The 23,810-nt window shown below is 64.4% G+C and carries 15 protein-coding genes; 7 read left to right on the top strand and 8 right to left on the bottom strand.

Going from position 1 to position 23,810, the window contains the following annotated elements; all coding sequences use genetic code 11:
• Positions 1-59 precede the first annotated feature (59 nt).
• Together AC0L21_RS00280 and AC0L21_RS00285 are read left to right on the top strand one after the other, a co-directional pair.
• Positions 60-752: a peroxiredoxin gene (locus AC0L21_RS00280; RefSeq protein WP_473256960.1), complete on the top strand. Its 693-nt coding sequence runs from the start codon at positions 60-62 to the stop codon at positions 750-752.
• A gap of 110 nt (positions 753-862) precedes the next feature.
• Positions 863-2,221 (top strand): M23 family metallopeptidase, encoded by a 1,359-nt coding sequence (locus AC0L21_RS00285; protein WP_473256961.1) that lies wholly within the window; start codon positions 863-865, stop codon positions 2,219-2,221.
• Between the two features lie 37 nt (positions 2,222-2,258).
• Here AC0L21_RS00285 and AC0L21_RS00290 read toward each other — a convergent pair whose 3' ends face one another.
• A complete protein-coding gene (locus tag AC0L21_RS00290) occupies positions 2,259-2,897 on the bottom strand; it encodes a TetR/AcrR family transcriptional regulator (RefSeq protein ID WP_473256962.1) in 639 nt (212 codons plus the stop codon).
• A 213-nt stretch (positions 2,898-3,110) separates the two neighbouring features.
• Here AC0L21_RS00290 and AC0L21_RS00295 point away from each other — a divergent pair, with 213 nt between their 5' ends.
• Genes AC0L21_RS00295 through AC0L21_RS00305 form a run of 3 tightly spaced genes read left to right on the top strand, consistent with a single transcriptional unit; the run spans position 3,111 to position 8,946 of the window.
• Positions 3,111-4,673 carry an efflux transporter outer membrane subunit gene (locus AC0L21_RS00295; protein WP_473256963.1) on the top strand — a complete coding sequence of 521 codons (1,563 nt, stop codon included), beginning with the start codon at positions 3,111-3,113 and terminating at the stop codon, positions 4,671-4,673.
• Between the two features lie 17 nt (positions 4,674-4,690).
• Positions 4,691-5,815 carry an efflux RND transporter periplasmic adaptor subunit gene (locus AC0L21_RS00300; RefSeq protein WP_473256964.1) on the top strand — a complete coding sequence of 375 codons (1,125 nt, stop codon included), beginning with the start codon at positions 4,691-4,693 and terminating at the stop codon, positions 5,813-5,815.
• An 11-nt stretch (positions 5,816-5,826) separates the two neighbouring features.
• A complete protein-coding gene (locus AC0L21_RS00305) occupies positions 5,827-8,946 on the top strand; it encodes an efflux RND transporter permease subunit (protein WP_473256965.1) in 3,120 nt (1,039 codons plus the stop codon).
• 9 nt (positions 8,947-8,955) lie between these two features.
• Here AC0L21_RS00305 and AC0L21_RS00310 read toward each other — a convergent pair whose 3' ends face one another.
• The 6 genes from AC0L21_RS00310 to AC0L21_RS00335 all read right to left on the bottom strand — a co-directional run bounded on the left by AC0L21_RS00310 (position 8,956) and on the right by AC0L21_RS00335 (position 17,488).
• Positions 8,956-10,191 carry an ABC transporter substrate-binding protein gene (locus AC0L21_RS00310; protein WP_473256966.1) on the bottom strand — a complete coding sequence of 412 codons (1,236 nt, stop codon included), beginning with the start codon at positions 10,189-10,191 and terminating at the stop codon, positions 8,956-8,958.
• Between the two features lie 107 nt (positions 10,192-10,298).
• Positions 10,299-11,210, bottom strand: a complete 912-nt coding sequence (locus AC0L21_RS00315) for a DMT family transporter (RefSeq protein WP_473256967.1) — start codon at positions 11,208-11,210, stop codon at positions 10,299-10,301.
• A 138-nt stretch (positions 11,211-11,348) separates the two neighbouring features.
• Positions 11,349-12,230 (bottom strand): NAD(P)-dependent oxidoreductase, encoded by an 882-nt coding sequence (locus tag AC0L21_RS00320; protein WP_473256968.1) that lies wholly within the window; start codon positions 12,228-12,230, stop codon positions 11,349-11,351.
• Positions 12,230-13,361, bottom strand: a protein-coding gene (gene prfB / locus AC0L21_RS00325; RefSeq protein ID WP_473256969.1) for a peptide chain release factor 2 whose coding sequence is annotated in 2 segments (ribosomal slippage) — positions 12,230-13,291 and positions 13,293-13,361 — 1,131 coding nt in all. Because the reading frame shifts where the segments join, the coding sequence is not laid out codon by codon here. The genes AC0L21_RS00320 and prfB overlap by 1 nt, the downstream gene beginning before the upstream one ends.
• Before the next feature lie 111 nt (positions 13,362-13,472).
• The gene (locus AC0L21_RS00330) at positions 13,473-15,974 is read right to left on the bottom strand and encodes a penicillin-binding protein 1A (RefSeq protein ID WP_473256970.1); all 2,502 of its coding nucleotides are present in this window, start codon (positions 15,972-15,974) and stop codon (positions 13,473-13,475) included.
• 227 nt (positions 15,975-16,201) lie between these two features.
• Positions 16,202-17,488, bottom strand: a complete 1,287-nt coding sequence (locus tag AC0L21_RS00335; RefSeq protein ID WP_473256971.1) for an N-acetylmuramoyl-L-alanine amidase — start codon at positions 17,486-17,488, stop codon at positions 16,202-16,204.
• A gap of 704 nt (positions 17,489-18,192) precedes the next feature.
• Between AC0L21_RS00335 and AC0L21_RS00340 the strand changes: the two genes are divergently transcribed.
• On the top strand, positions 18,193-21,255 hold the full coding sequence (locus AC0L21_RS00340) for an Rne/Rng family ribonuclease (RefSeq protein WP_473256972.1): 3,063 nt from the start codon (positions 18,193-18,195) through the stop codon (positions 21,253-21,255).
• A gap of 70 nt (positions 21,256-21,325) precedes the next feature.
• On the opposite strand, the gene AC0L21_RS00345 is transcribed toward AC0L21_RS00340, so the two are convergent.
• Positions 21,326-22,009: a helix-turn-helix domain-containing protein gene (locus tag AC0L21_RS00345; RefSeq protein WP_473256973.1), complete on the bottom strand. Its 684-nt coding sequence runs from the start codon at positions 22,007-22,009 to the stop codon at positions 21,326-21,328.
• Between the two features lie 209 nt (positions 22,010-22,218).
• Here AC0L21_RS00345 and AC0L21_RS00350 point away from each other — a divergent pair, with 209 nt between their 5' ends.
• The gene (locus AC0L21_RS00350; RefSeq protein WP_473256974.1) at positions 22,219-23,715 is read left to right on the top strand and encodes an amidase; all 1,497 of its coding nucleotides are present in this window, start codon (positions 22,219-22,221) and stop codon (positions 23,713-23,715) included.
• The last annotated feature ends 95 nt before the right edge of the window (positions 23,716-23,810 follow it).

A 23,810-nucleotide genomic window follows, 5' to 3' on the forward strand; every position in this document is an offset into this window, starting at 1 on the left:
CGGAAAAGGGCTGCAATACCGCTTTGGTTGACCCGCCGAAAGCGACGAAAGGAAGGCGTATGTCCAAGAAATCCCAAAAGGAATCGTCCAAAACGCCCTCCGGCAGGCCGACGGCTAAAAAGAAGCCCGTGAAAGCGCGGGCTGCGACTCAAACCAAGCCCGCGAAAACACAGCGGACACCGGCGAGCAAATCAACTGGGACCATAGCAAAGACAGCATCGCATAAGGCCGCATCGAAACGGTTAAATTCTTCCAGATCGGCTTCCACGCCCGAAACGGCGGCGAAGGCCGGCCTGGCCGAGGGTCAGAAGGCTCCCGCCTTCCGCCTGCCCCGCGACGGTGGCGGTGTCGTCGCGCTGTCGGATTATGCCGGCCAGAAGCTGGTCCTGTTCTTCTATCCCCGCGCCGACACGCCGGGCTGCACGAGGGAGGCCATCGATTTCACCCGGCTGACCGGCGCCTTCGCCACGGCTGGCACCGCCGTGCTTGGTATCTCCGCCGATCCACTCAAGGCTCAGGACAAATTCCGCGACAAGCACGGTCTCGGCGTGCCCCTCATCTCGGACGAGACACACGAGATGCTGCAGGCCTACGGCGCCTGGGGCGAAAAGTCCATGTATGGCAAGAGCTTCCTCGGAGTTCTTCGTACCACGATGCTGCTTGGCACCGACGGCAAGATCGCCCGGATCTGGCGCAATGTCCGGGTCGACGGCCACGCCGACGAGGTGCTGGAGGCCGCAAGGAGCCTTTAACCAATCATTTAAATTCAAACGGTTCCGTTTCCGGAAAATTAACCATGACTGGCCCAGATTGCCGCGGCAATTAGGCCGTACGGACTCATCCGACCGGCGCGGGAGTGCCGATGTCGAAAAGTTCTGCCCAATTCTCGCAGTACCCCCAGCATCACCCCCACGACCACGGTCGAGCCTTTCATCGCCGTGCTGCCGCGGTGGCAACCGCGCTTCCCCTTCCGGACACCGACGACGCCTACACCATCGTGCATCACGGCAAGCAGGTTCGCCTGGGGCCTGTGGTGTTCTGGATCGTGGTCGGCACGGTCGTGTTGCTCGGGCTCTGGTCGGCCGCAACCGCCACCTATTTCGCCTTCCGCGACGACGTCCTCACCCGACTGATCGCCCGGCAGGCCGAGATGCAATACGCCTATGAGGACCGCATCGCCGAGCTGCGCGCCAAGGTCGACCGCACCACCAGCCGGCAGCTGCTCGACCAGGAGCAGTTCGACCAGAAGCTCGACCAGATCATGAAGCGCCAGACGGCGCTGGAATCCCGTGCCACGGCGCTCGGGTCCATGCCAGACGTGACCGGATCGATTCCCCGGTCCACCCCGCAGCGTGGCGACGCCAGCCAGACGACGCAGGGCACGCCAAAACCCTCGCCGATCAGCGACACCGTAATCTTCGTCGCGCCGCCGGATCGCGAAGCGCGGCTCGAATCGCGCGCGCCGAGCCTTGCAGCTCCGCCCGTCAATCAATTCGCCAAGAACCAGGGATTCGACAACGTCGTCGTTCGGCTCACGACCTCGCTCGACCAGGTCGAGCGCCGCCAGATGGCAGCACTCAACGCCGTCGAGGAAGGCATGGATTCGCGCATGCGCCGGATGCGCGGCGTCGTCAGCGATCTCGGCCTGAACCTCGCAAGTCTCGAAGCCGCCGTGCCGCGCACGGCGATGGGCGGGCCTTTCGTACCCGTAAAACTCACCGCCAGTTCGGGGCCGTTCGAGAAGCAGCTCTATCGCATCAACAGCACCCGCGCCGAGATGGACCGGCTCAATCGCACGCTCGCACTCGTGCCCTATCGCAAGCCCGTCATCGGCGAGGTCGAGTTCACCTCCGGCTTCGGCGTGCGCAGCGATCCGTTCCTGGGCCGGCCCGCGATGCACACCGGGCTCGACTTCCGCGCCGCGAGCGGCGATCCCGTTCGCGTCACCGCCAACGGCAAGGTCGTCTCGGCCGGCTGGTCCGGCGGCTACGGCCGCATGATCGAGGTCGATCACGGCAATGGCCTTGCGACGCGCTACGGCCATCTCTCCGAGATCAATGTCCGGGTCGGCGAGATCGTCAAGATCGGCCAGGTCGTTGGTCTCGTCGGCTCGACCGGACGTTCGACCGGCCCGCATCTGCATTACGAGACCCGCATCGACGGCGAAGCGGTCGATCCGCAGAAGTTCCTGCGCGCCGGTGTGCGTCTCAGCGCAGGCTAGAGCTGGCCTCTTCCTTCATGCGATATGCGTGAGAATTTCAGCCGCGAGGCTGACACGCTTTCAGGAAGAGATTGAGACCCGCCTCGATCTCCTGCTCGATCATTCCTTCCGTGAGCTCGTTGAGACCCAGCACGATCAGCAGCGGCAGCTCGCCGCGGATCAGGCTCAGGAATTGTCTGGCGGCTGCGATCGAGTCGTCAAATTCCAGCAGCTTCGCCGCCCTCGCCTCTTCGAGGAAATGAGAGAGCCGCCGGATCGTCGCTTCGGGTCCGCTTTCATAGAACAGCCGCGCGAGCACGGGAAAGCGTCCGCTTTCATTGGCGATGATGCGGACGAAGGCGACGTCTTTCCGGTCGATGAAGGTGCGGACGTATTGCCTGGCGAACTCCCTGAGCGCCTCGGAGAGTCCGGCCGACAGTTTGGGCATCGGCAGGTCGTGTTGCAGGCTGTCGCATTCCGCCACGATCAACGAGGCGAACAAGGCTTCCTTGCTAGGGAAATACGCATAGAGCGTTGCTTTCGACACGCCGGCGGCCTTCGCGATGGCGTCCATGCTGGTTGCGGAAAAGCCGTGGTCGAGAAACAGCTGCCAAGCCGCGCGAATGACAGTTTCCATCTTGCGGCCCGCCGGCGGGCTCGGCTGCTCAGCAGCGGGATGGGCGATCGTTTCGATCAATGATGGCACTCCGTCGGGTCACGAATCGGTGTCGCTGCCGCCAGCGCGCAGAATGACGCCGCATCAACGAGTTGAAAGAACAACAACCTGATCTTGGGGACTCCGCGTACATCAAAATGTTTGATGCTGCAATAAAACTAAACAGTTCAGTACTGTTGACAATCCCGGCGGGGCCGGTCAAGTACTAAACGGTTCAGTTTAATAAGGCGGCGGATGTCGGCGAGAACATTGCTTCAAAGAGGTACTTTACTACCGCTCATTCAGGCTGCCCTTTCCCTTGGCGGCTGCGCGGTAGGCCCCGATTTCGAGTCCCCGGCCGCCCCAGCGGTGAGCGGTTACACGGCGGGCCGACTGCCCGCGACGCAAAGCGCGGACGTCCCCGGCGGCATGGCGCAACGGTTCTCGTACGGCGCCGATGTGCCCGCGGTGTGGTGGCAGGTGTTCCGCTCGCGTCAGATCGAAGCCTTCGTCCGGGAAGCGATCGACAACCATCCCGACCTCTCAGCGGCGCAGGCTGCGCTGCGCCAGGCCCGCGAAGTTGCCGCGGCAGATACCAGCGCGCTGCTGCCGTCCATCACCGGGGACAGCAGCGTGACACGCAACGAAGTACCGCTGGCACAATCCGGACAAGCCGGGCCATCGTCTCTGTACACCCTCTACAAGACTTCGGTCCCGGTTTCCTTCACGCCGGACATCTTCGGCGGCAAGGCGCGGGGCATCGAGGCGGATCTTGCCAATACGGACTATCAGCGCTTCCAACTCGAGGCGACCTACCTGACATTGACCGCAAACGTCGTGACGACCGCGATCAGCGATGCGTCCTACGCGGCGCAAATTCGGGTGACCCAGGAGCAGATCGACGGTCAGCGTCAGCTGGTCGCGTTGCTCGACCAGCAGTTTGCCCTCGGCGCCGTCGCCAACAGCGATGTCCTGACTCAGAAGGCCCAACTGGCGCAGACGATTGCGACGCTGCCGCCGCTGCAGAAATCCCGCGCGCAAAATCGCAACCAGCTGATGGCTTATCTCGGCCGGCTGCCGAGCCAGGACAGGGGCGAGGCGGTGCCGCTGGCAAATCTGCGCTTGCCGCGCGATCTGCCGGTCAGCGTACCGTCATTGCTGGTGCGGCAGCGCCCGGACGTTCGTGCCGCCGAAAGTCAGGTTCATCAGGCCAGCGCGAATGTTGGTGTCGCCACAGCCAACATGCTCCCAAACGTGACGCTGTCGGCCTCGGGTGGCAGCTCCGCGGTGGCGCTGTCGGGACTCTATGGTCCGCAATCGGCAGCCTGGAGCGTGGCGGCGAGTGTGACGGGCCCCATCTTCGATGCCGGTGCCCTGTTCCACACCAAGGAGTCCAAGGTCGCAGCTTTGGAGCAGAGCGGCGCAAAGTATCGCTCGACGGTGATCACCGCGTTCCAGAATGTCGCCGACGCGCTCCGCGCGATCCAATCGGATGCCGATCTGCTGAAGGCTCAGTTCGAGGCGGAAAAGGCCTCCGCCGAAAGCCTGAAGATGTCCCAAGCCCAATTCAAGGCCGGCTCCACCACCTTCATCTCCGTCATCAACGCCGAACAGACGCTGCTGACGGCACGGATCAACCGCGTGAAGGCGCAGGCCTCGCGCTATGCCGACACCGTGGCGCTGTACCAATCGCTGGGCGGCGGCTGGTGGAATCGTGTCGATGAAACTCCGGCGGCCGAGGCAAAGCCCGCAGGCATCGCCGCAATATTCGTTCCCGCAGGCGCCCTGCCGGCACAGCCGACCCCACCAGCCAACTGATCCGAGAGTCCGAAGCCATGTTGAAGCGCATGATGATCATGCTGTGTGTCGTCGGTGCGGTGTTCGCCGCGTTGGCTTGGTTCGTCAATTTCCGCGCCGGCATGATCAGGCAAGCCATGGCTGCCCTCGCCGATCCGCCGCAGACGGTGTCGACCACCACTGCGGTGCTCAGCGACTGGCAGTCGGCCCTGACCGCCATCGGCACGTTCCGCGCGGTGAACGGTGCCGATCTCTCGCTCCAGCAGTCCGGCATCGTGGACAGCGTGCACTTCGAGTCGGGCACGGATGTCGCCGCGGGTGACGTGTTGCTCGACTTGCGCAAAGAGGATGACATCGCCAAGCTGCAATCCCTGCAGGCCACCGCTGACGGCTCCGCCATCACGTTGCGGCGCGATCAGGGTCAGTTGAAGATCAGTGCGGTCAGTCAGGCCACGGTCGACAGTGATCTCGTGAACGAGCGCAACGCTTTGGCACTGGTGGCGCAGCAGCAGGCGCTGCTCGATCAAAAGACCCTGAAGGCACCGTTTGCAGGGCGGCTCGGCGTGCGTCAGGTCGACGTCGGCCAATATCTCACCGCGGGCACCGCCATCGTCACGTTGCAGGCGCTCGACCGCCTCTTTGTCGACTTCACGCTGCCGCAGCAGGCGGTCGATCAGGTCAAGGTTGGCCAGCAGGTCGTTGCGCGCATGGACGCGTTTCCCGGGCGCACCTTCAAGGGCGTCGTGCAGGCGTTCAATTCCAAGGTCGATCAAGCCAGCCGCAACGTTCAGGTCCGTGCGATCTTCGACAATGCGGATCGCAAGCTCCTGCCCGGCATGTTCGCGCGGATCGACCTCAACATCGGCCACGCCGCGAGCTACGTCACGCTGCCGCAGACCGCCATCGTCTACAACACCTACGGAGATTCCGTGTACCTCGCAGTCAAGAGTGAGGACGCGGGCAAGCAGGGGCTGGTCGCCCGCCAGACCTTCGTCAAAACCGGCGCCGCCCGCGGCGATCAAGTGGCGGTGATCTCGGGTCTCGACCAGGGCGCGACCGTCGTCACCGCCGGCCAGATCAAGCTGCGCAATGGCACCCTGCTGAAGGTCGACAACTCCATTGCCGTGGCGAACGATCCTAGTCCGGCACCCGCCGATCAGTGAGGAGCGAGAACGTGTCCTTTACCGACCTCTTCATTCGTCGGCCGGTGCTTGCGATCGTCGTCAGCCTGATGATCCTGGTGCTGGGTCTCAAGTCGATGACTTCGCTGCCGATCCTGCAATATCCGCGGACCCAGAATGCGATCGTCACCGTGACGACGACGTACTACGGCGCGGATCCTGCGATCGTCGCCGGCTTCATCACCACGCCGCTGGAGAACGCCATCGCGCAGGCCAACGGCATCGACTACATGACGTCGAACAGCCAGTCGAGCACCTCGACAATCACGGTCAATCTGCGGCTGAACTTCGACTCCGGCAAGGCGCTGACCGAGATCAACACCAAGGTGAACTCGGTGCTCAATCAGCTTCCGAGCGGCGCGCAACAGCCGGTGCTGACGGTCAAGGTCGGTCAGACCATCGACGCCATGTATCTCGGCTTCAGCAGCGACCTGCTGGCGCCGAACCAGATCACCGACTACCTGATCCGGGTGGTGCAGCCGAAACTGCAGGCGGTGTCGGGTGTGCAGACCGCGGAATTGCTCGGCAACAAGACCTTCGCGCTGCGGGCCTGGCTCGATCCGATCAAGCTTGCGGCCTACGGGCTGACCGCATCGGACGTCTCGACCGCGCTGTCCGGCAACGATTACATCGCCGGGCTCGGCACCACCAAGGGCCAAATGGTGCAGGTCAACCTGACGGCCGCGACCAACCTGAAGTCGCTGCAGGAGTTTCGCGACCTGGTCGTGAAGCAGGCCGGCGCCTCCAACGTCAAGCTGTCGGACGTAGCCAACGTCACCCTGGGCTCCGAAGATTACGACTCGTCGGTCGGCTTCAACGGCAAGCGGGCGGTCTATATCGGCATCCAGGTGGCGCCGAACGCCAACTTGCTCGACGTCATCAAGGGCATCCGCGCGGTCTATCCCGATATCAGGGCGCAGCAGCCGGAGGGGCTGAAGTCCGAGATCATCTATGACTCCACCGAATTCGTGAACAGCTCGATCGACGAGGTGATTCATACCCTGGTCGAAGCACTTCTGATCGTCACCGTGGTCGTCTTCCTGTTCCTCGGCTCGTGGCGCTCGGTGCTGATTCCGGTGATCGCAATTCCGCTCTCGCTGGTCGGCACCTTCACCCTGCTGCTGGCGCTCGGTTTCTCGATCAACCTGCTGACGCTGCTCGCGCTGGTGCTCGCGATCGGGCTTGTGGTCGACGACGCCATCATCGTGGTCGAGAACGTCAATCGGCATCTGGCGGAGGGCGCGAAGCCGTTGCAGGCCGCGATCGCCGCCGCGCGCGAGCTTGCCGGTCCGATCGTGGCCATGACCGTGGTGCTGATCGCGGTCTACGTGCCGATCGGATTCCAGGGCGGCCTGACCGGAGCGCTCTTCACCGAGTTCGCTTTTACCCTTGCCGGCGCAGTCGCGGTGTCGGCCGTCGTCGCGCTGACGCTGACGCCGATGTGCTGCGCCTACATCCTCAAGCCGCCGACGAGCGGCAAGCCGACGCTCGACGATCGCATCGTCGCCTTCATCGATGCCCGGATGGAGACGTTCCAGCATCGATACCGGCGCCTGCTCGCCGGCAGCCTGACGACGATCCCGGTCACGGTCGTGTTCGCGGCCCTGGTCCTGAGCAGCATCTACTGGCTCTACACCAACGCCAAGAACGAGCTGGCGCCGGAGGAGGATCAGGGCGCGATCCTGATGCAGTCGACGCTGGCGCCGACCGCAACGCTGCAGCAGAAGCTGCTGTATTCGGCCGAGGTCTACCGCCGCATTTCCGCCTATGCCGAAACCGCCGGCGTGTTTCAGCTCGATCTCGTCGGCAGCTCGATTGCAGGCTGGGTGCTGAAGCCCTGGGACAAGCGCGACAAGACCGCGGCGGAACTGCAGCCGGTGCTGCAACAGGAGATGGCCGGGGTCGCCGGAGCCAAGATCGTGGCGTTCCAACTGCCGCCGCTGCCAGGCGCGAGCGGCCTCCCGATCCAGTTCGTGATCCAGACCACCGACCCCTTCGAGCGGCTTGACGGCATCGCCAAAGCGTTCACCGCCGAGGCCCTGAAGACCGGCAAGTTCATCTTCCTCGACAACGACTTGAAGGTGGACCAGCCGCAAACCACAGTGCTGATCGATCGGGAAAAGACCGCACAGCTCGGACTGAAGCTCAGCGATGTCGGCGGTGCCCTCGGCAACATGCTGGGCGGCGGGTATGTCAACTATTTCGGCCTGGACGGTCGCTCCTACAAGGTGATCCCGCAGGTTGAGCAACGCCAGCGACTGAACGCCGATCAGGTGCTGAACTACTACATCAAGACCTCCGACGGCACGTCCGTTCCGCTCTCGACGGTGGCGTCGCTGAAAACGACCACGGTTCCGCAATCCCTGAACCATTTCCAGCAGGTCAATGCCGCCACTATCTCCGGCGTGGCCATGCCGGGCGTGATTACCGGCGAAGCGCTCGCAGAGCTGAAGGAGATCGCCGACCGAACCCTGCCCAAAGGCTACAGCATCGACTACGGCGGACAGTCGCGCCAGTTCATCCAGGAATCATCCGGCTTCGCCGCCACCTTCGGATTTGCCCTGATCATCATCTTTCTGGCGCTGTCGGCGCAGTTCGAAAGCTTCCGCGATCCCCTCATCATCCTGGTCTCGGTGCCGATGTCGATCGCGGGCGCCCTGATCTTCATCATGCTGGGCATCAAGGGCGCGAGCCTGAACATCTACACCGAGGTCGGCCTCGTGACGCTGATGGGACTGATCAGCAAGCACGGCATTCTCATCGTCGAGTTCGCCAACGAGCTGCAGCATGCCGGCCGCTCCAAGCGCGATGCGGTCATCGAAGCCACCTCGATCCGGCTGCGCCCGATCCTGATGACGACGGCGGCGATGGTGATCGGCGTCATGCCGCTGATCACCGCATCCGGCGCCGGCGCAGCGTCGCGCTTCAACATGGGGCTGGTGATCGCCTCCGGACTGTCGATTGGAACGCTGTTCACCCTGTTCGTGGTGCCGGCGTTCTACATTCTGCTTGCCGCCGATCATTCCGCGGCGACAGGCGACGCGGCGAAACGCGATGCGGCCGGCCTCGGAACGAACGGCGAGGCGCACGTACTCCAGGAGGGAAGCACGTGACGGCCCTGACTACTGGCCCCGCTCGTGGCCGACCTCACCGGTGATGACGTCGCCGAACAGCTCCCAGGCCTGCCCGTTGAAGCGCATCAGCTGCATCTGCTCGATCGGGAAATAATCGTCGGCCGAGGTGTTGACCATGATGCCGGGCAGCATCAGGTCGGTGTGGAAATCTTTCAGGTTCGTGGCCTGCTTCATCACGTTGTCACGCGTGAGATTGTCGCCGCACTGCTTCAGCACCTGCGCCATCGCCTCTGCCTGGACGTAGCCATAAAGGTTGTTGGCGTTGGTCTTGTCCCCTTCGGGATAGTACTTGTCCATGAAGGTGCGCCACGCGATCACGGCCGGATCCTTGTCCCAGGTCGGGTCGGTCGGATCTTTCAAATATGCGGTCGAGATGATGTCCTTGGAATAGTCGAGCCCGGCGGGCTTGAGCACAGAGGCGATCGACGTAGCCGTATTGGCCAGGAAGAATTTCGGCTTCCAGCCGAGCTCGCCGACCTTCCGGATCGCCTGCGCCGATCCCTTTGGCGCGGCCCAGGAGAAGAAGATGTCGGCGCCGGAATCGTGCAAGGCGACGATCTGCGAGTCGATCGAGGGATCGCTGACCTCATAGGATTTGTCGGCGATGATCATATTGGCCTTGTCGCCGAGCCCGTCCTTCAGGCCCTTGAACTGGTCCTTGCCGGCGTCGTCGTTCTGCCAGAACACCGCGATCTTGCTGTTCGGAAACTTGTCACGGATATATTTCGCGTAGATCCGCCCCTCGCTCTGGTAGTTCGGCTGGAATCCCATGGTCCATGGGAAATTCTTGGGGTCGCCGAACTTGGTGCCGCCGGAGGCAACGAAGAGCTGCGGCACCTTCTTCGAATTCATGTATTTCATGATCGCGGAGTTCGAAGGCGTGCCGAGCGGCTGGAAGATCAGCAACACCTCGTCGCTCTCAACCAGCTTGCGCGCTTGCTCGATCGCCTTCGGCGGCGAATAGGCGTCGTCATAGCTGATGAAATTGATCTTGCGCCCGTTGATGCCGCCCTGGTCGTTGATCATCTTGAAGAACGCGGCCTCGGTCTTGCCGATCACGCCATAGGACGACGCCGGCCCGCTATAGGGCATGATATTGCCGAGCTTGATTTCGGTGTCGGTCGCTCCGGGGTCGTATTTCTTCTGCGCCAGGGCCGGTGTCGAGACGAGCACGCCAGCAGCAAGAATGGCGAGTGCAGCAAGGTTATTGCGACGACCCGGCATCGTTCTCTCCCTGTGTTTTGTAGTCTTGTTTTGCCGAGAGTGTCGCAAGGCCGCCTGCGGCTGGCAAGCGCCGCGATTTTCCGTGAGGTGAAACGGCGGATCTGGAACTATGTGCCGCGCCGCAGCAGGTTCAGAACGCGCCCATCGATCACCAGCAACGCGCTTCCGATCACGATCGCGCCCGCGATCTCACGCATGGCGATCGGCTCGCCCAGCACCAGCGATCCCAGAAGAACGGCGGTGACGGGAATGAGCAGCGTCACCAGCATCACATTGGTCGCGCCCGACCGCCGCAGGATCTGGAAGAAGACGATGTAGGCGAGCGCCGTCGACAGGCCGGCAAGGCCAAGCACCGCGAGCCAAATCGTCACGCCCGGCATCGGGAGACGCCACGGCTGCTCCACCACGCCGGCGACGATCGCCATCATCACCGTGGAAGCCATCAGTTGATATGCTGCCGTCCCCAGCGGCGGGGAGTCCTTCAACAACCGTCGCGCTGCCAATGCCGCAAAGCCATAGCTGAAGGCGCCGCCGAGGCAGAGCAGGATGCCCAGCCCCTGCCCCGCCCGTGTTTCAACGCCCCATCCGCGCAGGATGATCACGCCGGCGAGGCCCAGTGCCACGCCGACAACGCGCCGCAGCCGCAAGGCCTCTTCGCCTGCCGCCGCCATCACCATCACCGTGAACAGCGGCGTGGTGGCATTCAGGATCGACGCCAGCCCGCTTGGAATGAAAGTCTGGCCCATCACGATCAGCGAGAATGGGACGACGTTGTTGAGGAGCCCAATCGCGACGAACGGCTTCCAGCCGGCGATGCCCTTGGGAAAACCGATGCCGTGCATGCGGAGCAGCGGCAGCAGAATGGCCGCGCCAAGGGCAACGCGCAAAAGCACCAGCGTGAGCGGCGGCAATTCCCGCAGCGCCGTGCCGTTGAAAAAGAACGAGCCGCCCCAGAGCGCCGAGAGCACAGCGAGCAGCGACCAGTCTCGCGCGTCGATACGGTTGTCGTTCGGGGACATGGCGTCTCATGACGGTGGCTGAGACAGCCGCCTAAGACAACACGGCGAACAGCGCCACCCGATTTCCGACGACGCACCCGTTTACAAGACCGATGCTCGAAAGAGGCGAACGAGGCTGCCCCATGTCGATGTGATCCGCTAGGACAGCCTCTTCGGCCGCGACACCAGCTCGATCATCTTGCCTTCGTCGTCGTCAGGCATCACGGCCTTGGCCTGCGCGTAGGCCTCGACCGCGGCCCGCGCGACCAGCGGCTTGTCGGCCAGCAGGCTCTCGGCGAGTTTCACGGCGTAAGCGGCATCCTTGTGCCGCAGCGCCGCCGTGAATGTCGCGCCGGAAAAATCGCGGGCGACCATGCGCTTGGAGTGTCGTTGCACCTGCGGACTTGCGGCGACGCCCGCCTGAATCGAGTCCAGCACCAGATTCATGTCCAGGCCGGCCTGCTCGGCGATGGCAAGTCCCTCGGCGAGGCCGGCGATCTGAATCGCGCCCATCAGATTATTGATCAGCTTGTAGACGGTGCCGGCGCCGACCGCGCCGAAATGGCGGATGGTCGAGCCGATCGGTGTCAGATAGGGCCGCGCGCGTTCGAGATCGGCGGCATCGGCACCAACGAGCAGCGTCAGCTTTCCGCTTGCTGCAGCGTCCGGCAATCCCGTCACCGGGCAATCGATATAGATCAGGCCGCGCCCGTTCATTTCGCGGCCCATCTCGCGCGCATGGTCATAGGAGACGGTGGAGCATTCGATCGCGATGGTGCCGGCCTTCGCGGTCTTGGCCGCGCCCTTGGGCCCGAGCCAGACCGCGCGCGAGGCCTCGTCATCGGCGACCATGGTCACGACGGCGTCGGCGTCGATCGCCGCGTCTTCAGGCGAGGTCGCCCACTGCGCGCCGCGCGCGATCAGGTCTTCAGCTTTTGTTTTGCTGCGATTCCACAGCGTCACCGTGAAGCCTGCATCGAGATAGCGACCGGCCATGCCATGGCCCATCCGTCCAAGCCCGATGAAGGCGATGCGGGGCATCAGTCGACGTCCTCGATGTCGGCGCCGGGGGTGCCGAAGGCGCGCTGCGCCAGGGTCGCGGCCATGAAGTCGTCGAGATCGCCGCCGAGCACGCCTGATGTGTCGGAGGTCTGCACACCCGTGCGCAGGTCCTTCACCATCTGGTAGGGCTGGAGCACGTAGGAGCGGATCTGGTGGCCCCAGCCGATGTCGGTCTTGGCGGCTTGGTCGGCGGCGGCTTTCTCTTCACGCCGCTTCAGCTCGATCTGGTAAAGCCGTGCGCGCAACATGTCCCAGGCCTGCGCCTTGTTCTTGTGCTGCGAGCGGCCGGCCTGGCAAACCACGGCGACGCCGGTCGGAATGTGCGTCAGGCGCACCGCGGACTCGGTCTTGTTGACGTGCTGGCCGCCGGCACCACCGGAGCGCATGGTGTCGACGCGGACGTCGGATTCCTTGATGTCGATCTTGATGGTATCGTCGATCACCGGAAACACGGCAACCGACGAGAACGAGGTGTGCCGCCGCGCGTTGGAATCGAATGGCGAGATCCGCACCAGGCGGTGCACGCCCGCCTCGGTCTTGAGCCAACCATAGGCATTGTGACCGGAGACCTGGATGGTCGCGGACTTGATGCCGGCCTCTTCGCCCTCGGACTCTTCCAGCACCTCGACCTTGAAGCCGTGGGTTTCGGCCCAGCGCGAGTACATGCGGAGCAGCATCTGCGCCCAGTCCTGGCTCTCGGTGCCACCGGCGCCGGCATGGACTTCGAGATAGGAATCGAAACCGTCGGCCTCGCCCGAGAGCAGCGCCTCGAGCTCGCGCCGGGCGACTTCCTTCTTGAGGGTCTTCAGCGCGGCTTCGGCTTCCTTGACGACGCCCTCATCGCCCTCGGCTTCGCCGAGCTCGATCATGCCGATGTCGTCTTCGAGCTCCTGCTCGACCTTGCCGATGCCGGAGAGCGCATCCTCGAGCGAGGTGCGCTCCTGCATCAATTTCTGGGCTTTCTGGGGATCGTTCCAGAGGTTGGGATCTTCTGCGAGCTTGTTCAGCTCAGCGAGGCGCGCCGTCGATTTCTCGACGTCAAAGATGCCTCCTCAGCAGCCCGACAGACTGCTTGATCTCTTCTACCAACCGTTCGATTTCGGCGCGCATGGGATTCTCTGGTCTCGCGGAATTGTTCCGCGTTGAATTGCAACGGGATGTAGCGGCGGCGGCTGCAAAGCGCAACCGCCGCGGCGACGAACGTCTGTCTTGTCCTATGCCTTAGTACAGCCCGCCGGTGCCCGGCCGCATGAAGAAACCGGAATCCGGCTGCTGCTGCTGCGACGCCGGCATCCGGCCGTCGGCATCGGCAACGCCGATGACCGAATAATTATCCGGCGGCGCCGTGCCCGGCTTGAAGGCTTCGAGGATGGTTCCGCCGGTCTCGCCCGGACCGGCGCGCATGCCGGTCTTGGCGACGACCCGCACCAGCTTGATGCCTGCCGGCACCTTGAACGGGACCGCGGGCTTGTCGGCGAGCGCGAGCTGGAGGAAGTCGCGTGCGATGGGGGCTGCGAGATGGCCGCCGGTCGCGGCGTTACCCTTGCCGAGCGGACGCGGCTTGTCGTAGCCCATGTAGATGGCGACGGCGACGTCGGGCGAGAAGCCGACGAACCAGGCGTCCTTGGCCTCGTTGGTGGTGCCGGTCTTGCCGGCGATCGGCTTGCCGACCTGCTTGACCACGGTCGCGGTACCGGCCTGGACCACGCCTTCCATCAGCTCGGTGATCTGATAGGCGGTCATGGAATCCAGCACCTGCTCGCGGCGGTCGATCAGCTGCGGCTCGTTCTGGTTCTTCCAGCCACCCGGTGCGTCGCAGCCGCGGCATTCGCGCTGGTCGTGCTTGAAGATGGTGTGGCCGTAGCGATCCTGGATCCGGTCGATCAGAGTCGGCTTCACCCGGCGGCCGCCATTGGCGAGCATCGAATAGGCCGTGACCATGCGCATCGCCGTGGTCTCGCCAGCGCCGAGCGCGTAGGAGAGATAGTTCGGCAGTTCGTCATAGACGCCGAAGCGGCGGGCATACTCGCCGATCAGGGGCATGCCGATGTCCTGGGCGAGGCGCACCGTCACCGTGTTGAGCGACTGCCGCAGCGCATTGCGCAGCGTCACCGGCCCCTGGAACTTGCCCGAGGAGAAGTTTTCAGGCCGCCACACGCCCGCGCCCTGGCCCTGGTCGATTTCGATCGGCGCGTCGAGCACGACAGTCGAGGGCGTATAGCCGTTGTCGAGCGCGGCCGAATAGACGATCGGCTTGAACGACGAACCGGGCTGCCGATACGCCTGAGTGGCGCGGTTGAACTGGCTCTGGTCGAACGAGAAGCCGCCGACCATTGCCAGCACGCGACCGGTCCAGGGGTCCATGACCACCATCGCGCCGGACACTTCGGGGATCTGGCGCAGCCGGTACTGACCTTCGACAGGCTGGGCGTCCTTGTACAGCGGATCGGCGTAGATCACGTCGCCGGGCTGGAGCACCTGCGACACTGCGCTTGCCGCCCTGCCCTTCGTGGCGCCGGACGCCGACTTTGCCCATTTGATGCCGTCGAGCGTGATAAGGCCGGTCTCGCGCTGCTTGCTCACCGCGCCGCCGAGCTCGCGGCTCGGCTGGAAGCCGATGCGCGCCGACTGGTCGCTGGTCTCCAGCACCACGGCCATGCGCCACGGCGAGATATCGGACAGAGACTTGATCTCGGCGAGCTTCACGCCCCAGTCGCCCGAAATGTCGAGCTTGCTGATGGCGCCTCGATAACCCTGCTGCTCGTCATAGTTCACCAGACCGGCGACCATGGTCTTGCGCGCCATGACCTGGATCTTCGGATCGAGCGTGGTGCGGACCGAGAGGCCGCCCTCGTACAGCTTCTTCTCGCCATAGCGCTCGAAGATGTCGCGGCGCACTTCCTCGGCGAAATATTCGCCGGCGAATGTGTGGGCGCCGTTGGAACGGCTGGTAACGACCAGCGGCTCCTTGCGCGCCTTGTCGGCGTCGGCCTGCTTGACCCAGCCGTTCTCAACCAGACGATCGATCACGTAATTGCGGCGCTCGATGGCGCGGTCGCGGTTGCGAACGGGATGCAGCGTCGCGGGCATCTTCGGCAGCGCCGCGAGATAGGACGCTTCCGCCACCGTCAGCTCGTTCACCGACTTGTCGAAATAAACCAGCGACGCAGCCGCGATGCCGTAGGCGCCGAGGCCCAGATAGATTTCATTCAGATACAGCTCGAGGATCTTGTCCTTCGAGTAGGTCTTCTCGATCCGCATCGCCAGCAAGGCTTCCTTGATCTTGCGCGCGAAGGAGACCTCGTTGGTCAGAAGGAAGTTCTTGGCGACCTGCTGGGTGATCGTGGAAGCGCCCTGCGGACGGCGATTGGAGCCGTAATTCTGGATGTAGACCACGCCGGCGCGCGCCATGCCGGTATAGTCGATGCCGCCATGCTCGTAGAAATTCTTGTCCTCGGCCGCGAGGAAGGCGTTGATCACAAGTTTCGGCACCGCCTGGATCGGCAGGTACAGCCGCCGCTCCTTGGCGTACTCGCCGAGCAGCGAGCCGTCGGTCGCGTGCACGCGGGTCATCACCGGCGGCTCGTAATCCTGAAGCTGAGAGTAGTCCGGCAAGTCCTTGGAGAAATGCCAGATCAGGCCTGCGACGGCACCGACCCCCACAAGGAACAACACCGTTCCCGCGGCGAACAGGAAGCCCATGAACCGCACCAGCAAGCGCATTATCTGTTTATCCGTTCAAACTCTGGATCAGCCCAAAGATCAGCCTCTGGCACCGAAACAGGCGCCAAACCATCGTGAATTCACCGGCCTTACTCAATACTATCAGCACCGGACTCAAGACGCTTGCCGAGCGGGATTCTCGCCGATTCCGGAACCCCCTGCGGCGTTTTTATAAAGCGCCCGCTGTGGCCAAACTAGGGCTTTTGCGGCGGGACGGAAAATCACTCTCAATTCGAGGACCCGGCCGTAGCCATCCGTTTCGCCAAAAACCCGTCGATCGCCTGCGCCATCGAGCCCACGGCACGTGACCGCCATCCCTCGGAGACCAGATGCTCGAGGTCGCCCTTGTTGGAGACATAACCGATCTCGACCAGGACCGACGGCACGTCGGGCGCCTTCAGCACCCGGAAGCCGGCCGACTTCAGGGGATGCTTGTGCATGCGCACCGTCGACTTCATTTCGCCCATCAACAGGCGGGCAAAACGACTTGAAAAGGTGCGGGTTTCCCGCTGGGTGAGATCGATCAGGATGTCGGCGACATCGGTCGGCTCCTCCGCGAGGTTGAAGCCGGCGATGGCGTCCGCCCGGTTTTCAGCATCCGCGAGCCGCTGCGCCTCGGCGTCGGAAGCCTTGTCGGACAACGTGTAGATGGTCGCGCCCTGCGCATCGCCCTCGGCGCGCGGCAGCGCGTCGGCATGGATCGAGACGAACAGCGCCGCCTTGAGGCTGCGGGCGACTTTGACCCGGTCGTTGAGCGGGATGAAGGTGTCGTCGTCCCGTGTCATCACCACGCGATATTTGCCGGTCTTTTCCAGCCGTTCGCGCAGCGCCAGGCCGAACGCCAGCACCAGATTCTTCTCGCTCTCACCGCTCGACTGCGTGCCGTTGTCGATGCCGCCATGGCCGGGATCGATGACGACCACCGCGCGGCCATCGGCCTTCTGCCCGGCTTCAGGGTGTGCAGATGCGGGAACCGTCGCGGGCAGCGGATCGGCAATTGCCGGCCGCAGCTCAGGACGGTTTTCCGGAGCCAGCGACGGCACGAAGGCGGTGCGCTCGACCTCCTCCATTTCGAGCACCAGCCGCGCCGGCTGACCGTTGGCAGCCTCCACCACGTAGGAATTGGCGATCTTGGCCGGGCCGGTCAGGTCGAACACGATTCGGGAGCCGCCGGGCATCACCAGCCCATAGCGGAAGGCCTTGACCAGTCCGCGTCCGCCGGACCCGGTGCCGGCGGGAAGTTGAAAGTTGACCTGGGGAACGTCGACCACCACCCGGTATGGGTCGGCCAGCGTGACGGCGCGGAAGCTAACGGTCTGGTCGATGTCGAGGACAAAGCGCGTTTGCTTGCCGTCACCGGCCAGCCGGGCGGCCGAGGCCGTCGGGAAATTCGCTGATGCAACAGGGGTTTGGCTTTCCGCGGCCTTCAGGCGCGAGGAATCAGCACACGGCAATGCCGCCGCACAGAGCAGCACGCATCCCAGCAAGATCCTTTGATTTGCGCGGCTCGCCACCGATTCCGTGCCTCCGAGCAGCCTCTTTAACGCAATAGAACCACAGGGTTAAACGATCCTTAATGACAGACACGCGAAACTCGCTGACTGTGACCGCCGTGCGACGCTCCTTGCACGGATGGCCCAATCCACGTATGTACGGAATGCTGACGGCCGATATTTCCGGTTGTGTCGCATTCAGCCTCCCGGTGCAGCGCCGGAACTCTCAAGGTTTGGGAATTCCAGCGTTTTTCCGTTCCCCTCTAAGTCCAGCGCGGTGCGCGGCAGCAAGGTGGAGCGGGACAAGCCCCGGCGGCGGACGGTCCCCGGTTACCACCACGTTTCCGGGACGGTTCTGACAGCGGCGCAACCCGTTACCCGGTCCCTTAATCCCAAGGGAGCGGTTCGTAATACCCAAGGCGAGCGCGCTCGCGCCATGCCTGGCCAACAGCAACTGATTGAGGGGCGGCCCCGCCGCCCAATGTTTCATACGGGCCGACGCTTGATGCGCCAGACTGTGCCGACCAATTCTGAAGGACCATTCGCGACGCTGCGGAGTGAAAATTCCGCGCGCCACTTTGGTCCTCCGGCTTCCGGTTCGGCAAGGCGCGAGAGACGGCGTTTCGGCCTTCCCCTCACCCCCGAATCAGGTGGACCGTCGCGTCACCCGGCAGCGCTGATGGCGCCCACGGTGAATCGCGCCCGCCGCCGCCAAGAGTTAAGACATGCCCAACAAGATGTTGATCGATGCCACCCACCCGGAAGAGACCCGGGTCGTCGTGGTCCGCGGCAATCGCGTCGAAGAGTTTGATTTCGAGACCGCGCAACGCAAGCAACTGCGCGGGAATATCTACCTCGCCAAGGTCACAAGGGTCGAACCCTCGCTCCAGGCCGCTTTCGTCGAATATGGCGGCAACCGCCATGGCTTCCTCGCCTTCAGCGAAATCCATCCCGACTACTACCAGATCCCGGTTGCCGACCGGCAGGCGCTGATCGAAGCCGAGGAGCAGGCCCATCGCGAGGCCGAGGAAGAGAGCGAGAACCGCTCCCAAGGCCGCCGCCGCTCCCGCCATCGCAATTCCCGCCGCCGTAGTCATGGCGAGCGCGTCCGCAGCGAGGTCGTCGAAGGCGATCCCGCGGCCCGGCAGGTCCAGGGCGAGGCGCTGCCCGAGGGCGCTTCGCACGAGGGCGAGCACCTGCACGCCGGCGTAGAGCATTACGGCGAGCACGAAGGCCACGATCATCACGGCCACGAAACACATGACCACGAAGGACATGATCACCACGACCATGATCATGCCCATGGTGACGATCCTCACGCCCATGATCATCACGACCACGATCATCATGGCGAGCACGACCATCACGACCATGATCATGCCGACGAGGCACCGGCGCCTGTCGCAGCGATCGGCGCCGAGCCCGTGGTTGCCGCAGAAGCCGTTGCCGAGCCGCAGGACGTTACCTCCGACGCACACGCCGACGATCTTGCCGAGGCCGTGACATCGGCTGCTGAGCCTGCCGACGCCGTGTACGCCGCAGGCGAGAATGCGCAGGCTCCGCATCACGAATCCGAAGCGACCGCCGAGGACGACGACGAAGACGAGGACGACGAGGAAGCCGAAGAGGACGTCGTCGAATCCGTCGGCGGCGACGATGTGCTGGAGGAAGTGCCGGAGCGCACCTTCCGCCCCCGCCGCCAGTACAAGATCCAGGAAGTCATCAAGCGTCGCCAGGTGATGCTGGTGCAGGTCGTCAAGGAAGAGCGCGGCAACAAGGGCGCGGCGCTGACGACCTACCTCTCGCTCGCCGGCCGCTATGCCGTCTTGATGCCGAACACCGCGCGCGGCGGCGGCATCAGCCGCAAGATCACGAGCGCGCAGGACCGTTCGCGCCTGAAGGAAGTGGTGCAGGATCTCGACGTGCCCGAGGGCATGGGGATCATTCTGCGCACCGCGGGCGCCGCCCGTACCAAGCCCGAGATCAAGCGCGATTTCGAGTACCTGATCCGGATGTGGGAGACGGTGCGCGACATGACGCTGAAGTCGCAGGCCCCGACCCTCGTCTACGAGGAAGGCTCCCTGATCAAGCGCTCGCTGCGCGACCTCTACAACAAGGAGATCGACGAGATCCAGGTGGCGGGTGATGCCGGCTACCGCGAAGCGCGCGACTTCATGAAAATGCTGATGCCCGCCAATGTGAGCGCGGTGAGGCAGTATCGTGACGGCCAGCCGCTGTTCTCGCGCATGGGCGTCGAAAGCCAGCTGGATGCGATGTTCTCGCCGACCGTGCAGTTGCGCTCCGGCGGCTACATCGTGATCAACCAGACCGAAGCGCTGGTCTCGATCGACGTCAACTCCGGTCGTTCGACGCGCGAGCATCATATCGAGGACACTGCGCTCAAGACCAATCTCGAGGCCTCCGAGGAGGTTGCGCGTCAGCTTCGGTTGCGCGACCTCGCCGGCCTGATCGTCATCGACTTCATCGACATGGACGAGAAGCGCAACAACCGCGCGGTGGAACGCAAGCTGTCCGATTGCCTCCGGCAGGACCGCGCGCGGATCCAGGTCGGACGCATCTCGCATTTCGGCCTGCTCGAGATGTCACGCCAGCGCATCCGCGCCAGCGTGCTGGAGTCCTCGACCGATCCGTGCACGCATTGCGGCGGCACCGGCCATGTACGCTCGGTGTCCTCGGTTGCGCTTCAGTTGCTGCGCGGTCTCGAAGAGATACTGATGAAGGGCGCGACCCACAACCTCGTGGTCCGCACCCGCACCGACGTCGCGCTCTATGTGCTGAACCACAAGCGCGGCCATCTGCGCGATCTGGAGAACGGCTTCAAGGTCACGTTGTCGGTCATCGCCGATCCGAGCGTCAACGGGCCTCAGGCCTATGTCATCGACCGCGGCGAGCAGGTGCATACGCTGGAAGCCGCCAAGGCTCTGCTGGCGGCGCAGGCGGCCGCAAGCCCGCCGCCCCTGGTCGAAGAGGCCTATGACGACGAGGAGTTCGATCCGGAGACCGAATCCGAGGTCGAGACCGAGGAAACCGAAGGTCTCGCCGAGGAGCAGACCGCAGGCGATGCCGCTACCGAGCAGGACGGCCAGCGCCGCAAGCGTCGCCGTCGCCGCCGCGGTCGCGGTGGCCCGCGCGACGAGGAGACGCGCGAGGATGGCGCTCCCGCTATTGCCGAGACGGCCATGGCGGCCGTAGAAGGCGAAGAGGATGCCGAGGCCGAGCCGGAAGGCGAGGAAGGCGAGGAACAGGCAGGCCGTGGCGAACAGCAGGGCAGCGCCGATCGCCGTCGCCGGCGTGGTCGCCGTGGCGGTCGCCGCCGTCGTGGTCCCGGCGAGGAAGGTCTGGCCGGCTCCATCAGCGACGAGCTCACTGCCAATGCGCCGTCGGAAGCGACCAACGCTGTCGCCGATTTCGACAGTTTTGGCGGCGAGGCAGCGCCCTCGATCGCGCAGGCCGAGCACACGTCAGAACCTCAGGTCACCCAGCCTGAGCCGCGGGCCGAAGCACGGATTGAGGCAGCGGCCAGGCCTGAGCCGGCTCCTGCTGCCGCGGACGAAGAGCACGCCGACGACAAGGCCGCACGACGCCGTTCGACGGTTCGGGAAAAGGTGAGCTTCCTGTCGAGCAGCCAGAGTGAACCGGTACCAGTCGCGCAGGCGGCCGAGCCGGTTGCCCCGCCCGCTCCGGAGCCCGCGCCCGCAGCGGCAAGCGAAACGTCGGCCGCACCGCGTCGCGCCGGCTGGTGGTCGCGCCGCTTCGGCGGCGGCTAATAGACGAGCCCCAATCAAAAACGCCCGGCTTCGGCCGGGCGTTTTTCGTTCCACGCTCTCTTTGCAGACGTCAGAGCGACGGCGGATCATCCTCGATCGGCGCCACGTCGCGCGATACAATCCGGCGAAGCTGATCGTAAAGGTCAGGCGCCTCGCTGGTGCAAAGGCAGACGCCCTTTGCAGCAGGCGCTTCGCCCGCGTTGAGGTAGGCGTGGCCCATGGTGCTATCGAGATAGATGCCGTCGCCCTCGCCCAGGATCTCCGGCGCGTAGAACTCGGTGTGGACGGCAACGCGTCCGCTCGTCACCACGAAATATTCCTCGCCGGCGTGGCGCAGCAGAGGGCCGAACTCCTCCAGGGAGCGTGCCCGGACTTCTGCCAGGATCGGCACCATGCGTTTGCCGATCAGATCGGTGCATTGATAGGTGTAGGTGTAGAATCCGGTCGTGATCACCTGCCCCTGCCCGGCGCGGCTGATGCTCCGTCGTGCCGTGACCGGCCGGCTCTGCTCGGGGCGCGGGGGTGCCGGATTGAACAGCTCGGCGATCTCCATCTTCAAGCCCGAGGTGAGCTGGAGCAGCTTGTCGTAGGTCAGCGACATCAGGCCGTTCTCGACCTTGGACAGGGTCGACAGTGCCATGCCGGTCCGCTCCGCCACCTGCTTGAGCGTCAGCCCTCGCGCCTGGCGAGCAGCCTTGAGGCATTGGCCGAGCTGGGAGTTGGCGCCCTCCGGCGTCGTCATGATCTCGCTCATCGAGCGAGGGTATCACGGCCGCCGAAAAATTGTTTGACCGATCCACCTAATCTTTTCGGCTGAAGCCGGCCCTGGGTTCCGCGTCTGGTCGGCGTGTGGGCAGGTAAACCAGCATTTGTGCATGAAACGGCCGATTCTGACGAAAATTGGTGCGCGGCTTTGACTTTCCGATATGCTAAATCATTTTCAAATTTTGAAAGGGATTGGCGTTGTCCGAGCTTTGCGATTCCAGCGCCGTTGAGCTGCGCCGCCGCCTGTCCGCCCGGGACGTCTCGCCCGTCGAGCTGCTGGACTCCTGCCTGTCGCGGATCGCCACCGTCAATCCCGCCGTCAACGCCGTCGTGACGCTGGACGAGCCCGGCGCTCGCGCCGCTGCCAGGGAAGCCGAGGCCGCCATCCTGCGCGGCGAGGATCATGGCGCCCTCCACGGGCTCCCCGTTCTCGTCAAGGACACCCAGGACACCGCTCGCCTGCGCACCACCTATGGCAGCCCGTTGTTCAGGGACAACGTCCCGCTCGCCGACCAGGGCTCGGTCGCTCGGCTGCGCGCGGCTGGCGCCATCATCTTCGGCAAGACCAACACACCGGAATGGGCGGCCGGCGGCAACACCCGCAACCCCGTGTTCGGCGCGACCGGCAATCCGTTCGATCCAATGCGCTCGGCGGCTGGCTCCTCCGGCGGCTCGGCGGTGGCGCTCGCCTGCGGCATGGCTCCGCTCGCCTCGGGCTCGGACACCGGCGGCTCATTGCGCAATCCGGCGGGCTTCGCCGGCATTGTCGGCATGCGTCCGTCCTACGGCCTCGTCGCCAGCGAGAAGCGCGTGTTCGGCTGGTCCAATTTGTCGACCGACGGGCCGATGGCGCGTAATGTCGCCGACACCGCGCTGATGCTGTCGGTGATGGCGAGCGACGATGCCCGCGATCCGCTCGCCTATACGCTGCCCGGCGAGTCCGTGCGCGCGCGTGCCGAACGCTGGGCCGCGCCGCGCCCCGCAGAACTCGGCAGGCTGCGCCTCGCCTTCACCGAAGACTTCGGCTTTGCCCCGACGGAGCAGGCGATCCGGCGCGTGTTCCGCCATCGCGTGAGCAAGCTTGCACCGCTCTTCGCCGAGTGCCGCGAGACGACGCCGGATTGCTCCGGCGCCGACGACGCCTTCGCCGTGCTGCGCGCCGGCATGTTCCTGGCGACACACGGCAAGAACTACAGGGAGCGGCCCGAGATGCTCGGGCCCAATGTCCGCGCCAATGTCGAGGAAGGCCTCGGCTACACCCTCGAAGATCACGCGCGCGCCGCAACGACGCAGACGCGGATCTATCGCGCCTGGCAAAGCTTCTTCGAAAGCTGCGACGTGCTGATCAGCCCGACCATCACGCTCAGTCCGCGGCCGTGGTCGGAGCCCCATCCCGCGGAGATCGACGGGGTACCTACGAAATCCTACTTCCATTGGCTCGCGCTCGCTTATGCGGTCACGCTTCCCGGCCATCCCGCCATCAGCATCCCTCTCGGCCTTGATGAAGCCGGGCTGCCTTTCGGCCTGCAGATCGTTGGTCAGCGTGGCGGCGACGCCGCCGTGCTCACGGTGGCCGCGAGCCTCGAAGCAGCGTTCTCCGGCGACGCGCAATTGTGCCGGCCCGCGCCCGATCTGGCCCGGCTTGCAGTGGCGCCGCCGCTCTCGGCTGCACCCGGCTTCCTGACTTGGGAATGATCAGAACTTGGCAATGAAGAACTTGGGAATGAAGAACTTGGGAATGATCAGAGCTCGGGAATGACCTGAACTCGGCAACGACCGAACCAGCCCTG

This window comes from Bradyrhizobium sp. WSM4873 (genome assembly GCF_055811355.1).

Coding starts and splice junctions, on each gene's coding strand:
- AC0L21_RS00330 (WP_473256970.1), bottom strand. CDS start 15,974: ATGCGCTTGCTGGTGCGGTTCATGGGCTTCCTGTTCGCCGCGGGAACG.
- AC0L21_RS00320 (WP_473256968.1), bottom strand. CDS start 12,230: ATGCCCCGCATCGCCTTCATCGGGCTTGGACGGATGGGCCATGGCATG.
- AC0L21_RS00300 (WP_473256964.1), top strand. CDS start 4,691: ATGTTGAAGCGCATGATGATCATGCTGTGTGTCGTCGGTGCGGTGTTC.
- AC0L21_RS00315 (WP_473256967.1), bottom strand. CDS start 11,210: ATGTCCCCGAACGACAACCGTATCGACGCGCGAGACTGGTCGCTGCTC.
- AC0L21_RS00285 (WP_473256961.1), top strand. CDS start 863: ATGTCGAAAAGTTCTGCCCAATTCTCGCAGTACCCCCAGCATCACCCC.
- AC0L21_RS00340 (WP_473256972.1), top strand. CDS start 18,193: ATGCCCAACAAGATGTTGATCGATGCCACCCACCCGGAAGAGACCCGG.
- AC0L21_RS00295 (WP_473256963.1), top strand. CDS start 3,111: ATGTCGGCGAGAACATTGCTTCAAAGAGGTACTTTACTACCGCTCATT.
- AC0L21_RS00310 (WP_473256966.1), bottom strand. CDS start 10,191: ATGCCGGGTCGTCGCAATAACCTTGCTGCACTCGCCATTCTTGCTGCT.
- AC0L21_RS00345 (WP_473256973.1), bottom strand. CDS start 22,009: ATGAGCGAGATCATGACGACGCCGGAGGGCGCCAACTCCCAGCTCGGC.
- AC0L21_RS00280 (WP_473256960.1), top strand. CDS start 60: ATGTCCAAGAAATCCCAAAAGGAATCGTCCAAAACGCCCTCCGGCAGG.